At 68.3% G+C, this 16,096-nt stretch carries 12 protein-coding genes; 5 read left to right on the top strand and 7 right to left on the bottom strand.

What is annotated here, in order from left to right:
• Positions 1-111 precede the first annotated feature (111 nt).
• From ABL312_RS12785 to msrP, 4 genes are all read left to right on the top strand, one after another.
• Positions 112-1,311 (top strand): pyridoxal phosphate-dependent aminotransferase, encoded by a 1,200-nt coding sequence (locus ABL312_RS12785; RefSeq protein ID WP_349357773.1) that lies wholly within the window; start codon positions 112-114, stop codon positions 1,309-1,311.
• Between the two features lie 300 nt (positions 1,312-1,611).
• The gene (locus ABL312_RS12780; protein WP_349357772.1) at positions 1,612-3,666 is read left to right on the top strand and encodes an elongation factor G; all 2,055 of its coding nucleotides are present in this window, start codon (positions 1,612-1,614) and stop codon (positions 3,664-3,666) included.
• A gap of 138 nt (positions 3,667-3,804) precedes the next feature.
• Positions 3,805-4,941 (top strand): PQQ-dependent sugar dehydrogenase, encoded by a 1,137-nt coding sequence (locus tag ABL312_RS12775; protein WP_349357771.1) that lies wholly within the window; start codon positions 3,805-3,807, stop codon positions 4,939-4,941.
• A 123-nt stretch (positions 4,942-5,064) separates the two neighbouring features.
• Positions 5,065-6,033, top strand: a complete 969-nt coding sequence (gene msrP / locus ABL312_RS12770; RefSeq protein WP_349357770.1) for a protein-methionine-sulfoxide reductase catalytic subunit MsrP — start codon at positions 5,065-5,067, stop codon at positions 6,031-6,033.
• Between the two features lie 95 nt (positions 6,034-6,128).
• On the opposite strand, the gene ABL312_RS12765 is transcribed toward msrP, so the two are convergent.
• The 5 genes from ABL312_RS12765 to ABL312_RS12745 form a co-directional block, all read right to left on the bottom strand.
• Positions 6,129-6,530, bottom strand: coding sequence for a DUF2000 domain-containing protein (locus ABL312_RS12765; protein ID WP_349357769.1), 402 nt, complete (start codon positions 6,528-6,530; stop codon positions 6,129-6,131).
• 75 nt (positions 6,531-6,605) lie between these two features.
• The gene (locus ABL312_RS12760) at positions 6,606-7,478 is read right to left on the bottom strand and encodes an AraC family transcriptional regulator (protein WP_349357768.1); all 873 of its coding nucleotides are present in this window, start codon (positions 7,476-7,478) and stop codon (positions 6,606-6,608) included.
• Positions 7,479-8,025: 547 nt separating this feature from the next.
• Positions 8,026-8,916: a LysR family transcriptional regulator gene (locus ABL312_RS12755; RefSeq protein WP_349357767.1), complete on the bottom strand. Its 891-nt coding sequence runs from the start codon at positions 8,914-8,916 to the stop codon at positions 8,026-8,028.
• A 52-nt stretch (positions 8,917-8,968) separates the two neighbouring features.
• Positions 8,969-9,934 (bottom strand): thioredoxin-disulfide reductase, encoded by a 966-nt coding sequence (gene trxB, locus ABL312_RS12750; RefSeq protein WP_349357766.1) that lies wholly within the window; start codon positions 9,932-9,934, stop codon positions 8,969-8,971.
• Positions 9,935-9,978: 44 nt separating this feature from the next.
• On the bottom strand, positions 9,979-11,001 hold the full coding sequence (locus ABL312_RS12745; protein WP_349357765.1) for a mitochondrial fission ELM1 family protein: 1,023 nt from the start codon (positions 10,999-11,001) through the stop codon (positions 9,979-9,981).
• Between the two features lie 176 nt (positions 11,002-11,177).
• Between ABL312_RS12745 and ABL312_RS12740 the strand changes: the two genes are divergently transcribed.
• Positions 11,178-11,654, top strand: a complete 477-nt coding sequence (locus ABL312_RS12740) for an Lrp/AsnC family transcriptional regulator (RefSeq protein WP_349357764.1) — start codon at positions 11,178-11,180, stop codon at positions 11,652-11,654.
• Between the two features lie 367 nt (positions 11,655-12,021).
• On the opposite strand, the gene greA is transcribed toward ABL312_RS12740, so the two are convergent.
• Entirely contained in the window at positions 12,022-12,495 is a 474-nt protein-coding gene (gene greA / locus ABL312_RS12735) for a transcription elongation factor GreA (RefSeq protein WP_349357762.1), read from the bottom strand.
• A 231-nt stretch (positions 12,496-12,726) separates the two neighbouring features.
• On the bottom strand, positions 12,727-16,041 hold the full coding sequence (carB, locus tag ABL312_RS12730) for a carbamoyl-phosphate synthase large subunit (RefSeq protein WP_349357760.1): 3,315 nt from the start codon (positions 16,039-16,041) through the stop codon (positions 12,727-12,729).
• Positions 16,042-16,096: the final 55 nt, after the last annotated feature.

Here is a 16,096-nt window from a genome sequence, read left to right as displayed (position 1 = left end):
GCGCCTGAGCGGTGGGAATGCCCGTTTGCCGCCGGACAGGGCCTTGCACCCGTGCCGGTGCGCGACTAGGCTCGCGCGCCGTCACATCACGTGCTTCACCGGGAGAGCATCATGGCCTTCATCGCCGACGCGCTGGCGCGCGTCAAACCCTCCGCCACCATCGCGGTCACCAACAAGGCGCGCGAACTGAAGGCCGCCGGTCGCGACGTCATCGGCCTGGGCGCCGGCGAACCGGACTTCGACACGCCGGACAACATCAAGGCGGCGGCGATCAAGGCGATCAACTACGGCAAGACCAAATATACCGCCGTCGACGGCATTCCCGAGCTCAAGGCGGCGATCGTCGACAAGTTCGCCCGCGAGAACGGCCTGACCTATGCGGCCAACCAGATCACCGTCAGCACCGGCGGCAAGCAGGTGCTTTACAACGCGCTGATCGCCACCATCAATCCGGGCGACGAGGTGATCATCCCCACGCCCTATTGGGTCAGCTATCCGGACATGGTGCTGCTCGCCGGCGGCGAGCCGGTGATCGTGGAGGCCGACAAGGCGACCTTCAAGGTGACCCCGGAGGCGCTTGAGGCGGCGATCACCCCGAAGACCAAGTGGCTGATTTTCAACTCGCCCTCCAACCCCTCCGGCGCGGCCTACACCCGCGACGAGCTGAAGGCGATCACCGACGTGCTGATGCGCCACCCGCATGTGTGGGTGATGACGGACGACATGTACGAGCATCTCGTCTACGACGACTTCGCCTTCACCACGCCGGCGCAGGTGGAGCCGGGTCTCTACGAGCGCACGCTCACCGTCAACGGCGTGTCCAAGGCCTATGCGATGACCGGCTGGCGCATCGGCTACGCCGGCGGTCCGGCCGAGCTGATCAAGGCGATGGCCAAGGTGCAGTCGCAGTCGACCTCCAACCCCTGTTCCATCGCGCAGTGGGCGGCGGTCGAGGCGCTGAGCGGGCCGCAGGACTTCATCCCGAAGAACAACGAGGTGTTCAAGGGCCGGCGCGATCTCGTCGTCTCCATGCTCAACCAGGCCGACGGCATCACCTGCCCGACGCCGGAAGGCGCCTTCTATGTCTTCCCCTCCTGCGCGGGCACCATCGGCAAGACCGCGCCCTCGGGCAAGGTTATCGAGAGCGACGAGGACTTCGTCACCGAGCTTCTTGAGACCGAAGGCGTTGCGGTGGTGCACGGTTCGGCCTTCGGCCTCGGACCGAACTTCCGCATCTCCTACGCGACCTCGACCGAGGCGCTGGAAGAGGCCTGCACGCGCATCCAGCGCTTCTGCGGCAATCTGACCTGATCGCATCCCGCGCGGAAACGACAGGATCGAAAGGCCGGCGGACGCAACGTTCGCCGGCCTTTTTGCATGCCTCGGCGCGGTCGGCGCGTGCTGCGCTGCGGCATCGGTTTCCCTTGCCATCGGCGGTTCATCGGCGCGACGATGTCCGTCCGCCCGCGACCGGCGGGCGGCGGTTTCGACGCGGCCCGCCCCGGTCATCGCCGCGCCCGAAGCCGGATGTTTGCGCCACACACCCCGTCGCCGATGAGATGTGGCGGGCCGGCGCGAACGGGCCGATGGCCGGGAGAAAGGGACAGCCCCATGGCCGGCAACACAGCCGCCGCCGGTGTGGCGGGTTCGCGGTGCATCGCCCTTGTCGGGCCCTTCGGCAGCGGCAAGACCTCCCTCATGGAAGCCATGCTGGCGCGCGCGGGCACGCTCACCCGCCAGGGCACGGTGGCCGCCGGCAATACGGTCGGCGACGGGGCGCCGGAGGCGCGCGCCCATGCCATGAGCGTCGAGGTCAACATGGCCGAGGCGGAGTTTCTGGGCGACCGTTTCACCTTTCTCGACTGTCCCGGCGCCATCGATTTTCTCGGCGAAAGCGCGGGCGTGCTGGCCGGCTGCGATCTGGCCATCGTCGTCGCGGAAGCCGATGAAAAGAAGGTTCCCGCGCTCCAGGTCATTCTCAAGACGCTGCAGGACCGGGGCGTCCCGCATCTGCTCTTCGTCAACAAGATCGACCGCACTGCGACGCGCATCCGCGATGTACTGAGCCTGCTGCAGCCGGCCTCCTCCGTCCCGCTGGTGCTGCGCCAGATCCCGATCTGGAACGACGGCATCGCGACCGGCTTCATCGATCTGGCGCTGGAGCGTGCCTTCGTCTACCGCGAGCACGCGGCGAGCGAGGTCATCGAGATCCCCGACGCGGAGATGGCGCGCGAGGTCGAGGCGCGGTTTTCCATGCTGGAGACGCTGGCCGATCACGACGACGTGCTGATGGAGGCGCTGCTGGACGACATCGCGCCGGAGCGCGAGCGGATCTTTCAGGACCTGGTGCGCGAGACCCGCGAGGGTCTGATCGTGCCGGTGCTGTTCGGCTCCGCCGACCATGGCAACGGCATCGGGCGGTTGCTGAAGGCGCTGCGCCACGAGGCGCCGGACGTTGCCGACACGCGCGCGCGCCTCGGCCTGTCGGAGGAGACGGGCACGGTGGTGCAGATCCTCAAGACGCTGCACACGCCGCATGCGGGCAAGCTGTCGCTGGCGCGCCTGCTCGCCGGGCAACTGGCGGACGGGGACACGCTGACGCGCGGCGACGGGTCGACGGCGCGCGTGTCCGGTCTCTTCGCGGTGATGGGCCAGCAGGCAACCAAGCGGGCGCCGGCGGGGCCCGGCGAAACGGCGGGGCTCGGCAAGCTGGAACATGTGCTCACCGGCGAGACGCTCGGCGGGGGCCATGCGCCCGCGCAGCTTGCGACGCTGGACCTGCCCGAGCCGGTGCTGGCGCTTTCGGTCGCGCCGCGCGAACGCAGCGACGAGGTCAAGCTCTCCACGGCGCTCGCCCGGCTCGTGGAGGAAGACCCCTCCTTGCGGGTCACCCAGGCGCAGGCGACGGGCGAGACCCTGCTCGAGGGGCAGGGCGAGATGCATCTGCGCGTGGCGCTGGAGCGTCTCACCGGCAAATACGGCCTCAGCGTCGAGACGGACGCCCCGCGCGTGCCCTACCGCGAGACGATCCGCGGCACGACCAGCGTGCGCGCCCGGCACAAGAAACAGTCCGGCGGGCACGGCCAGTTCGGCGACGTGGCGCTCGACATTCGCCCGCTCGATCGCGGCGAGGGCTTCCAGTTCGCCGACACGATCACCGGCGGCGTGATCCCCAAGCAATATATTCCGGCGGTGCGCGCCGGGGTGGAGGAGGCCTTGCAGACCGGCACGCTCGGCTTTCCGACGGTCGATCTCGCGGTCACGCTCACCGACGGGTCGTTTCACAGCGTCGATTCCTCCGATCAGGCGTTTCGCATGGCGGCGATCCAGGCGATGCGCGAGGGTCTGCCCAAGTGCAAGCCGGTGCTGCTGGAGCCGGTGTGCCGGGTCACGATCCACTGCCCGAGCGAGGCGACGCCGCGCATCAACGGCATTGTCTCGGCCCATCGCGGGCAGTTGCTCGGCTTCGACGCGCGCCCGGGCTGGCTCGGCTGGGACGAGGTTCAGGCGATGATGCCGGAAGCCGAAACCGCCCGGCTGATCGTCGAACTGCGCTCCGCGACGGCCGGCGTGGCGAGCTTCCGCAAGAGCTTCGATCATCTCGCGGAGGTCGGCGGCAAGGCGGCGGAGGAAATCTGCGCCCGCCATGGCCGTCAGGCGGCGTGACGCCATGACGACGGCAGGGCCGGGGCGCGCTCCGGCCTTGCCGGCCGAACCTCCCGCGCGCCCTCTGGAAACCGCCCCGCGCGCCCCTACCTAAACCTGCGTGGGGATGTGAGGGGCGTTCGCGCAGGGAGGTGACACGTGCGTTCACGGATATTGGCGATTTCGGCCGCGGCGCTGCTCTACGGCCTGTCCACGGAGATGGCCTTCACCCAGACGGTGCATGCCACGGACGAGGCGCGGGTCTCGGTCACGCGCACGGTGGCGGATCTCTCCTTCCCCTGGGGCTTCGATTTCCTGCCCGACGGCTCGGTGCTGGTCAATGAGGTCGGCGGGCGCATGTGGTGGGTGACGCCGGACGGGCGCGAGCGCATCGAGGTTGCCGGCGTGCCGGAGGTGCGGGCCTCGGGTCAGGGCGGACTGCTCGATCTGGTCGTCGATCCCGACTTCGCGACGACGGGGCGCGTCTTTCTCACCTATTCCGAACCCGGGCGCAGCGGCGCCGGCACCACGGCCGCGCATGCGCGCTTCGTCAAGGAGGGCGGCGCGGCGCGGCTTGAGGATGTCACGGTGATCGCCCGCATGGACCGGCGGACGGGGGGCGGACGGCACTTCGGATCGCGCGTCGTGCCGGCGCCCGACGGCACGGTCTTCGTCACCACCGGCGACCGGGGCGACCCGGACCGGGCGCAGGATCCGCGCGACCATGCCGGCAAGGTGTTGCGCGTGGCGCGCGACGGCACGGCGCCGGCCGACAATCCTTTCGCGAATGGAGGCGACGGCCTGCCGGAGATCTGGTCCACCGGGCACCGCAACATTCAAGGCGCGGCCATCGATCCGGCGACCGGCGTCCTGTGGACCGTGGAACACGGCGCGCGCGGCGGCGACGAGATCAACGTGCCGCAGGCCGGGCTCAACTACGGCTGGCCGGTGATCTCCTACGGGCGGCAGTATTCGGGCGGCAAGATCGGCATCGGCACGGCCGCCGAAGGCTATGAGCAGCCGGTGCACTACTGGGATCCCTCCATCGCGCCCTCCGGCATGACCTTCTACGCGGGTGACGCGATCCCCGCCTGGCGCGGCGATCTCTTCGTCGGCGCGCTCAAGGACCGGCTGATCTCGCGTCTGGAGGTGCGCGACGGCAAGGTGGTCGGCGAGGAACAGATGCTGCAGGGCGACTACGGCCGCATCCGCACGCTCAGGAATGCGCCCGACGGCAGCCTGTGGTTTTCGACCGACGAGCCCGACGGGGCGCTGTACCGCATCGCAGCGCCCTGAAGGATGGTCTGACAGACCAAGCGGGAAAGCCGTGCGCGGCTCACCGCACAGTGATTTGCGCGTGTTCCCCGCGCCCGGCATGACACGGGGACGCGAGTGACCGAACCGAAGGAGAGACGGCCCATGCCGACCATCCGCAAGCGCCCCTCCTGGGCCCTGCCCGAGAGCGCCGTGACGCCGGAAGAGGTGTTTCTCAACCGCCGCCAGATCCTGGCCGGGCTCGGCGCGGGCGCCGCGATCGGGCTTGGCGGCGGGTTGATGCCGTCGCCGGCGCGGGCCGAGAGCGATCCGAGCGCCGGCCTCTATCCGGCGCCGCGCAACGAGGCCTTCACGGTGGAGCGCGCGATCACGCCGGAAACGGTCAGCTCCACCTACAACAATTTCTACGAGTTCGGCTCCCACAAGCAGATCGCGCGCGCGGCGCAGGCCTTGCAGATCCGCCCGTGGGAGATCGTCATCGACGGGCTTTGCGACAATCCGCAGACCATCGGCATCGACGACCTTTTGAAGAAGGTCTCGCTGGAAGAGCGTGTCTACCGGCTGCGCTGCGTCGAGGCCTGGGCCATGACCGTGCCGTGGACGGGTTTTCCCTTCGCCGATCTCGTCCGGCTCGCCAGCCCGACGACGGATGCGAAATACGTGCGGATGGAGACCTTTCTCGATCCTGACACGGCGAGCGGACAGCGTGCGCGCTGGTACCCCTGGCCCTATGTGGAGGGGCTGACGCTGGCGGAGGCCACCAACGAACTCGCCTTCCTGGTAACCGGCGTCTACGGCAAGCCGGCGGCCAGGCAGTTCGGTGCGCCGCTCCGCCTCGCGGTGCCGTGGAAATACGGCTTCAAGTCGATCAAGTCGATCGTGCGCTTCTCCTTCACCGCCGAGCGCCCGGTGAGCTTCTGGGAAGAGGTTCAGGCGTCGGAATACGGGTTTTGGGCCAATGTGAACCCGGAGGTGCCGCATCCGCGCTGGAGCCAGGCGACCGAGCGGCTGCTCGGCTCCGACGAGCGCGTGCCGACACGGCTCTTCAACGGCTACGGCGACCAGGTCGCCGATCTCTACACCGGCATGGACGGCGAACGGCTGTTCATGTGAGCGGGATGCGCGCCCGGCGACATATGCCATCGGAATGAAAAGCCCGGCGCCGCGATGCGCCGGGCTTTTGCGTTGCGTGCCGGGGGCAAAGGCGGTCAGCGCAACAGCGGCAGACGGCCGGCGATGCGGTCGATGGCCTTGCGCGGCCCGTAGAACAGCAGTCCGTGCACCGGCTGGGCATCGCGGGGGGCCGCGGCAAGGAGGCGGGCGTAGTCGTCGTAGCTGCGCGTCTTGAGCGCGGCGTCGGTATAGGCCGCGCGATAGGGCAGGGCCTCGGCCGCCGCATCGAGATCCCGCAGCGCCTCGGCCGGGGCGCAAAGGATCGGCAGCGGAATGGCGACGATCCCGGCGAATGTTTCCCCATCCGCGCAGGTCACGTCCGGGCCGACGAGATCGGGATGGGCCTTGCCGAAGGCCATGGAAAGGACGGCCGCGACATTGGCCTTCAGGCCGGTCGGCAGGGCGTCGGACACGACGATAACGGCCTTGTGCGGCATGGACGAATGCTCCTTCGCGTCGAGTGGCGTCGGAGCGGTTCTAGCGGGCTGCCTTCCGGGCGGTCTTGAACGATCCTAACCCCCGCCGGCCTTGCAGGAGCGATCCCGGTCAACGCCGATGCGCGGGCCGTGGGCGACGAGACGGCCGGGCGTCGCTCCGTACTGGCGGCGAAACTGCCGGGTCAGATGGGCTTGATCGCAGAAGCCGGCCATCTGCGCGGCCTCGGCGATGGGAGCGCCGTCGAGCATCGCCGCCTTGGCGCGTTGCACGCGATGGCGGATGTGCCAGGCGTAGGGCGACAGGCCACAGGTCCGGGTGAAGACCCGCATCAGATAGTTGGGGTGCAGCGACACAAGGCCTGCCAGGGAGGCCAGCGACAGGGGCGGATCGCCGGGCGCATGCGCCTCGATGGCGGCGCGCACCCGCCGCACGGCAGACGGCTCGCGGCCGGGCGGGCGCAGCCGCGCCCTGCCGTGCAGGGCGAAGGCCAGCGACAGCACGGCCTGCACGGCCTCCTCGATCGCCAGCGGATCCGCTTGGGCGTCCGTTCTCGGCGTGTGGGCCGTGCCGAGACGCGCGGCGAGCCGGGTCAGGGCACGTCCCAGAACCCGCCCGTCATCCGCCGGCGTCACCTCCGCGAAGCCGGGCAGGCTCCGCAGATCGAGGGTACGGCGCACGGCGGGCTCATCGGCATAGACCATCACGTAGCGCAGGGACCCGTCGAGCGCCTCGCCGGTGTGCGGCTCTTCCGGGTTCATCAGCGACAGCCGGCCGGGTGGCAGCACCTTGCGTTCGCCGCGGCAGGTGTAGCCGCCCACGCCGTCCAGAATGGCGCCGATGGCGAATCCCTCATGGGCGTGGCGGGGAAAGCGGTGCGTGTCGAAGCGGGCCTCGAAGACCTCGATGCCGCCGAGCCAGCCCAGATGATGCAGCCTGTTGCGCTCCACGCCGTCTCCCCTTGCAACGACTGCCTTGAAGCATTTCCGCGGGGCGGGCAGGGCGCAAGCGTGCGGGCAAAAAAAATGCCGGGCCATGAGGCCCGGCAGTTATTTGATTTTGCCACTTGCGTGGCGCAATCACCTTCCAGAGGGGAACAGCTGGTCGCATCACACGTCGCTGGGAGGAGGAAGCGACGAAGCAGACCAACAGCCTGTTGCTTATATGCAGTGCACAACGCGCTTAATCAAGAAGCAGTCTCGCAATGCAGATATGCATTTAGCGGGTAGCTGGCCAAGGGCCTTGTCAGAATGCGCAGATCCCGATTGTGCGGTGCATTGCAGATGGGCGGTTGTTGCCTGAAACGCGGGCGTTTTGCTCAGGATCCGAGCAAAGGCGAAGGCCAAGACGGACCCGCCGTGCCGCTGTCGCGGCACGACGGGTCCGGTCCGGCTGTTGTCTGTGGGGGGCCGGGGAACTGCGGTACGCTTGGCAAACTCCCTGGTAAACTCCTTGGCACGCTCTCTGGCACGCTCTCTGGCCCGCGCCGTGGGGGCGTCAGAACGTCCAGCGTTCGGCCTTGGAGAACAGGAAGTCGCGGAAGGCCATGACGCGGGCGGTGTTCCTGAGTTCCGAGGGATAGACGAAATAGGTGTCGAAGCTCGGCACCGCCGCCTCGGGCAGCAGTTGCACCAGGCCCGAGCCCTCCTCGTTGATGTAGTCGGGCAGCAGCGCGATGCCGATGCCGCGCTGCACCGCGCGGCGGATCGCCACGACGTTGTTTATGCGCAGCACGCACCTGCGGTGCTGGCCCGCCGGCAGGCCGGCCGTCTCCAGCCAGTTCATGTCGCGCAGGTAGGAGGGCGCGTGCTCGCCGAAGGTGATGATGCGGTGACCGTCCAGATCGTCGATCGAGGCCGGCGCGCCGAAGCGCTGGATGTAGGCGGGCGCGGCGAACAGGTGGAAGTGCACCGTGAACAGCTTGCGCTGGATCAGGTCCGGCTGGGTCGGCTGGCGCAGGCGGATCGCCACGTCCGCCTCGCGCATGCTGAGGTCCAGTTCGTCGTCGGCGAAGATGAGGCGCAGCTCCATCTCCGGATACATGTCGACGAATTCGTTCAGCCGCTGGGTGAGCCAGGTGGAGCCGAGCCCCACGGTGGTGGTCACGCGCAGCGCCCCGCTCGGCTTCTCGCGGCTGTCGGTCAGCCGCGTCTGCGCCGCCTCCAGCTTCATGAACACCTCGCGGGCGGTGCGATAGAGCACCTCGCCCTGCTCGGTCAGCAACAGGCCGCGCGCGTGGCGGTGGAACAGCGGCACCTTGAGGTCGTGTTCCAGCGCGCTCACCTGCCGGCTCACCGCCGACTGGCTCATGTTCAGCATCTCGCCCGCATGGGTGAAGCTGCCGGCCTGCGCAGCCGCATGAAAGATGCGCAGTTTGTCCCAGTCCAACGGCACGGTGATCTGGCCTCGCGGTCTTCGGTCGGGCTTCGGGTCTATGAGGTTATTCGGCGGCTGCTGCGCCGGCAACGTCCTGCTCGGCGAGGAAACGCTCCGCCTCGAGCGCCGCCATGCAGCCCATGCCCGCCGCCGTCACGGCCTGGCGGTAGACCTCGTCGGTCACGTCTCCGGCGGCATAGACGCCGGGGATCGAGGTCTGCGTGCTGTCGGGCGCGGTCCAGATGTAGCCGGACGGCTTCATCTTCACCTGATCCTTGAACAGCTCCACGGCCGGTGCGTGGCCGATGGCGACGAAGAAGCCGTCGGCCGCCAGATCGCGCGTCTCGCCGGTCTTGACGTTCCTGATGCGGGCGCCGGTCACCGTCTTCGGCACGCCGCCGCCGAGCACTTCCTCCACCACGCTATCCCACACGACCTCGATCTTGTCCGACTTGAACAGCCGGTCCTGCAGGATCTTTTCCGCGCGGAATTCGTCGCGGCGGTGCACCACGGTGACCTTGGACGCGAGGTTGGAGAGATAGAGCGCTTCCTCCACGGCGGTGTTGCCGCCGCCGACCACGATCACCTCCTTGCCCCGGTAGAAGAAGCCGTCGCAGGTCGCGCAGGCCGAGACGCCGGCGCCCATGAAGGCCTCCTCGCTCGGCAGGCCGAGCCACTTGGCCTGCGCGCCGGTGGCGATCACCAGCGCGTCGCAGGTGTAGGTGGTGCCGCTGTCGCCGACGAGACGGAAGGGCCGTGTCGACAGGTCGGCTTCGAGGATCGTGTCGTAGATCAGCGCGGTGCCGACGTTTTCCGCCTGCTTGCGCATTTCCTCCATCAGCCAGGGGCCCTGGATGGGGTCGGCGAAGCCGGGGTAGTTCTCCACATCGGTGGTGATGGTGAGCTGGCCGCCGGGCTGGATGCCGGTCACGAGGGCGGGCTCGAGCATGGCGCGCGCGGCATAGACGGCGGCGGTGTAGCCGGCGGGACCGGAGCCGACGATCAGGAGCTTGTGGTGCTGTTCGGCCATGGAGTGTCTCCCTGGGAGGATACGTGGCGAGCGGGTGAGGGCGATCAGGCGGGCGCGTGCGGTGCGTCACCGAGGGCCGCGCGATGCCGGGCATGGTGCCAGCGGATCGCGGCGGCGATCCGGGGCGTGGAGTCGATTGGCTCGTAGGTAGTCGTTTTCAGCGGTCCAGGGAAGGGGTGGACCGCCCCGATCTCGCCGAGCGCGGCCAGAAACAGATCAAATTTCCGATGGCCGCCCGAAGGGTGGAAAACATGGATGGCGCGCCCGGTGGCCAGCGCCTCGCCGATCATGTTGGCCGAATCGGCGGTGGCGACCACCGCATCGGCATTGGCGAGATACTGCAGGAGCGGGTTTTCGCCCGTCCCGTCCCACATCAGGTGCCCCGGCATCGCGGTAAAGGCCCGAAGCGCGTCGTGCAGCGGCACCGGCGTGCGCCGCGAACCGGTGATCATGAAATGCGCGCCGGCGGCGTCGAGCCGTTTCAGCCCGTCCACGAAACCGGAGACGTCGAGATCGTTGAAACGGTAGTGCCGGCTGTCGCCGCCGACGAGCACCGCGACGCGCGGATGCGGCAGGCCTGCGATCCCGGGCAATGGCGCGGCGCGGGCCGCCGCGATGCGCTCGGCCGAGAAGCGATGCGGCCCGGTGGCCGTCACCACGACGTTCTCGCCGCGCAGGTCATCGTGTTCGGCGACCCAGATCAGGTCGGCGGCCCTGGTGCCGATGCGCGGGTCCTTGAGAAACACCGTGAAGGTGCGCCCGCCGCTCGCCTCCTTGATCGCCCGCAGATAGGCGACCGCGCGCCGGCCCGAGGCGATGGCGATCTCGGGAAAGGGCGGGCGAATCGGGCTCGTCGGCCGGTGGGGCGCATCGCGCGGGTCCACAGGGCCGTAGGGCATGAGCCAGCTCCAGGGCGCGCGGGGCGCCACGCGGCGGATCTCATAGGCGCGCTCCAGCGCCTCGGCGACACCGATACACTGGGTTTCGTCGCCCGCCTTGCCGTCGCTCACGATCCAGATCCGTGCGTCGTCCACAGCCCGTTCGCTTTCGTGATGTTTCCCGTTCATGACGCCCGTTGTTATAGTATTGCAGGTTTGCGCAAAAAATCATAAGTGCCTACCCGAACGGCAGGTGCCCGGCGCGCGGGTGCCGGGCGACCGGCCTGGCCCGCGGGGTGTGGCCCGCGCGGGCCGTATGCCGGCGATATGCGCTTACGTGCCAGCGATGTGCGAAGGAGACCAGAGTGAAAATCCGCCTCGACGCGATTGATTGGCACATCCTGAAAGAGCTGCAGGACGACGGACGCATCACCAATGTGGAGCTGGCGCGGCGCGTCGGCATTTCCGCGCCGCCGTGCCTGCGCCGCGTGCGCGCGCTGGAGGAGGCGGGGCTGATCAGGGGCTACCGCACGCTCCTGGACGAAAAGCAGCTCGGCTACGATGTCACCGCCTTCGCCATGGTCGGGCTGCACAGCCAGACCGAGGCCGACCTCAACGCCTTCGAGGACCGGATCACCGGCTGGTCGGAGGTGCGCGAATCCTACATGCTCTCCGGCGAGGTGGACTTCCTGCTGAAATGCGTCGTGCCGGACCTGCAGACCTTCCAGAACTTCATCATCCGCGACCTGACCGCCGCCCCCAACGTCGACAGCGTGCGCACCGCGCTGACCATCCGCCAGACCAAGAACGCCCCGGTGGTGCCCATCGAGCGGGTGGAGTAGGGCGGGGCTGCCAAAGCGCTCCGGTGGATGGCATGGCCGGGGCCCCCTCTACCGATCTGATCGGCCGCGAAGGTGGGTGGGTTTGCGCAATTGGGCGCTCGTGCAACTCGGCCGCGCCGTGGGATCGGCTGATCCCGCGAGCGGCGCCGCCGCTTGGGGCAAGGCTCCAGCGTCTTCGTCCGCGGAATGTCTCCGCCAGCGACGGGGTGCAAGACGCGTCCCGGACATGCAGGAACCGTACAGCAAAGGGCGGGGCCGAACCGGCGCCGCCCTTATTGTTGTTGTCTGCAAGGATGCTCTTTGTGCAAGGCGATCGTCGGCTCCGGCGATCGCATGCCGCGCAGGCTTTTGCGCCGGCCCCTCGGCCTCAGCCGAAGACCACCTCGATGATCTCATAGGCGCGCGCCCCGCCGGGGGCGGTGACCTCGACGCTGTCGCCGACGGCCTTGCCGATCAGCGCGCGGGCGATGGGCGAGGAGATCGAGATGCGGCCCGCCTTCACGTCGGCTTCCACGTCGCCGACGATGGTGTAGGTCTTCTCTTCCTCGGTGTCCTCGTCGACGAGCTTGACCTTCGCGCCGAACTTCACGGTGTCGCCGGACAGCTTGGTGACGTCGATCACCTCGGCGCGGCCGAGCTTGTCCTCGAGCTCCGAGATGCGGCCCTCGTTCAGGCTCTGCTGCTCCTTGGCCGCGTGATACTCCGCGTTTTCCGAAAGGTCGCCATGGGCGCGCGCTTCCGCGATCGCCGCAATGATGCGCGGACGCTCTTCCGACGTCCGCTGCTTCAGCTCCTTTTCCAGCATGGCGTAGCCAGCGCTCGTCATCGGAACTTTTTCCATAGGTCCTCGACCCTTCTTCTGGCGTCTTCCGGCGCCTCTGGTGCCCGTTCCGGCGCAACGGCAACCCGAGGCGCCGTGTGCTGGACCGACCGGTCCCGGCGTCTCCTGGATCGACGTGGCCCGGCCCGGGACGGCCGGCCCCGCGCCCCGACGCGAACGGCCGGGAGACGCGGGGGAGACGCGAAAACATGTCAATGCCCGGCCGGGCGGACCGACCGGGGTGATTTCGTTTCAGGCTCGGGCGAAATAGGCCTGAAGCGGATACACTTCAAGGTGACCCGAAGCGTAGGCCTCAATGCCCTTCGCCGCTGCGATGGCGCCTGCCAGGGTCGTGTAATACGGAACCTTGTGCAGCAGGGCCGCCCGGCGCAACGACCGGCTGTCGGAAAGGGCCTGCCGGCCTTCGGTGGTGTTGAAGACCAGCTGAACCTCGCCATTCTTGATAGCATCGACGATGTGCGGGCGGCCTTCAAGCACCTTGTTGACCTTGGCGCAGGAAATCCCCCGCTCCTCCAGAAAGCTCTGCGTGCCCTGGGTGGCGATCACCTTGAAGCCGGTTTTCGCCAGCCGTTCGATGGCCTCCACGATCCGCTCCTTGTCCGCGTCGCGCACCGACACGAAGACGGTGCCGCTCGTCGGCATGCGCGAGCCGGCGCCGAGCTGCGACTTGGCGAAGGCGATCTCGAAGCTGCCGTTCAGGCCCATCACCTCGCCGGTGGAGCGCATCTCCGGGCCGAGCACCGTGTCGACGCCCTGGAAGCGGGCGAAGGGGAAGACCGCCTCCTTGACCGCGATATGGTCGAGCTTCGGCGTCGTGAGGGCGAAGTCGGCAAGCGGCTCGCCGGCCATCACGCGGGCCGCGATCTTGGCGATCGGCTGGCCGATGGTCTTGGCGACGAAGGGCACCGTGCGCGAGGCGCGCGGGTTGACCTCCAGCACGAAGATCTCGCCGTTCTTGATCGCGAACTGCACGTTCATCAGGCCGCCGACCGCAAGCCCCTTGGCGAGGGCCCTGGTCTGGCGCTCCAGCTCGGCGATGGTGTCGGCGTCGAGCGAGTGGGGCGGCAGCGAGCAGGCGCTGTCTCCGGAGTGGATGCCCGCTTCCTCGATGTGCTCCATGATGCCGCAGACGAAGACGTCCGTTCCGTCCGAAAGCGCGTCGACGTCGACCTCGATCGCCCCGTCGAGATAGCGGTCGAACAGCAGCGGGTTCTTGCCCAGAACCGTGTTGATCTGGCCGGTCTTGTCGTTCGGATACTTGGCGCGCACCTCGGAGGGCACCAGCTCGGGCAGCGTGCCGAGCAGATAGGTGTTGAGCGCCTCCTCGTCGTGGATGATCTGCATCGCCCGCCCGCCGAGCACATAGGAGGGGCGCACCACGAGCGGCAGGCCGAGGTCGGCGACCACGAGGCGGCTTTGCTCGACCGAATAGGCGATGCCGTTTTCCGGCTGCTTGAGCCCGAGCTTGTGAAGGAGCTTCTGGAAGCGGTCGCGGTCCTCGGCGAGGTCGATCATGTCCGGCGCGGTGCCGAGGATCGGCACGTCGGCATCCATCAGCGCCTGGGCGAGCTTCAGCGGCGTCTGGCCGCCGAACTGCACGATCACGCCGTGCAGCGTGCCGGCGCGCTGCTCGGTGCGGATGATCTCCAGCACGTCTTCCGATGTGAGCGGTTCGAAGTAGAGCCGGTCGGAGGTGTCGTAGTCGGTCGACACCGTTTCCGGGTTGCAGTTGACCATGATGGTCTCGAAGCCCGCGTCCTGCAGCGCGAAGGCGGCGTGGCAGCAGCAGTAGTCGAACTCGATGCCCTGGCCGATGCGGTTCGGGCCGCCGCCCAGGATCACCACCTTCTTCCGCTCGCTGGGTGCGGCCTCGTCGGCGAGCTTGCCGGCGAAGGGGCGCTCATAGGTGGAATACATATAGGCGGTCGGCGAGGCGAACTCGGCCGCGCAGGTGTCGATGCGCTTGTAGACCGGATGCACGTCGAGCTTGAGGCGGGCGGCCTTCACCTCGCGCTCCTCCAGCCCCGCGAGGCCGGCGAGGCGGGCGTCGGAAAAGCCCATGCCCTTGAGCATGCGGAAGGCCTCCGCATTGTCGGGCAGGCCGTGGTCGCGCACCTTGGCTTCCAGATCGACGATGGTCTCGATCTGGCGCAGGAACCAGGGGTCGATGTGACAGGCGCGGTGGATGTCCTCCACCGACATGCCGAGGCGCAGCGCCTGGCCGACCTTGAGCAGGCGATCCGGCGTCTGCTGGGCCAGCGCGGCGCGAATGGCGTTGGTGTCGTCGTCCTGGCCAAGGCCGGGGATCTCCACCTCGTCGAGACCGTTGAGGCCGGTTTCCAGACCGCGCAGCGCCTTCTGCAGGCTTTCGGGGAAGGTACGGCCGATGGCCATCACCTCGCCGACCGACTTCATCGCCGTGGTCAGCGTCGGTTCCGCGCCCGGGAACTTCTCGAAGGCGAAGCGCGGGATCTTGGTGACCACGTAATCGATGGACGGTTCGAAGGAGGCGGGGGTCGCGCCGCCGGTGATGTCGTTTTCCAGCTCGTCCAGCGTGTAGCCGACGGCGAGCTTCGCGGCGATCTTGGCGATGGGGAAGCCGGTCGCCTTGGAGGCGAGGGCGGAGGAGCGCGACACGCGCGGGTTCATCTCGATGACGATGAGGCGCCCGTTTTCCGGATTGACGGCGAACTGCACGTTCGAGCCGCCGGTCTCGACGCCGATCTCGCGCAGCACCGCCAGCGAGGCGTCGCGCATGATCTGGTATTCCTTGTCCGTGAGCGTCAGCGCCGGGGCGACGGTGATCGAATCGCCGGTGTGCACGCCCATCGGATCGATGTTCTCGATGGAGCAGATGATGATGCAGTTGTCCGCCCTGTCGCGGACGACCTCCATCTCATACTCCTTCCAGCCGATCACCGATTCCTCGACCAGCACCTCGGTCGTCGGCGAGGCGTCGAGGCCGCGCTCGATGATGTCGAGATATTCCTCGCGGTTGTAGGCGATGCCGCCGCCCGTGCCGCCGAGCGTGAACGAGGGGCGGATGATCGCCGGCAGGCCGATGTCGTCCAGCGCGTCGAGCGCCTCGGCCAGCGAGTGCGCCAGCCGCGAGCGCGGCGTCTCCAGCCCGATGCGGCCCATCGCCTCGCGGAACATCTCGCGGTCCTCGGCCTTGTCGATCGCCTCGGCGGTCGCGCCGATCATCTCCACGCCGTATTTCTCCAGAACGCCCATCTTGCGCAGCGACAGCGCGCAGTTCAGCGCCGTCTGCCCGCCCATCGTCGGCAGCAGCGCGTCGGGGCGTTCCTTCTCGATGATCTTGGCCACCAGCTCCGGGGTGATCGGCTCGATGTAGGTCGCGTCGGCCAGATCCGGGTCCGTCATGATCGTCGCCGGATTCGAGTTGACCAGGATGGTGCGGTAGCCCTCCTCGCGCAGTGCCTTGCAGGCCTGGGTGCCCGAATAGTCGAACTCGCAGGCTTGCCCGATCACGATCGGACCGGCGCCGATGATCAGGATGGAGGAAATATCTGTACGTTTGGGCATGGGTCGCTCGCGAGGATACGCCCGCACGCGCAAGCGGCGCGATGCGGGAGGGAAG

This window comes from Stappia sp., from assembly GCF_040110915.1.
Taxonomy (GTDB): Bacteria; Pseudomonadota; Alphaproteobacteria; order Rhizobiales; family Stappiaceae; genus Stappia.
Note: the sequence above shows the minus strand (reverse complement) of the source record. Positions and strands in the feature narration are given on the sequence as shown.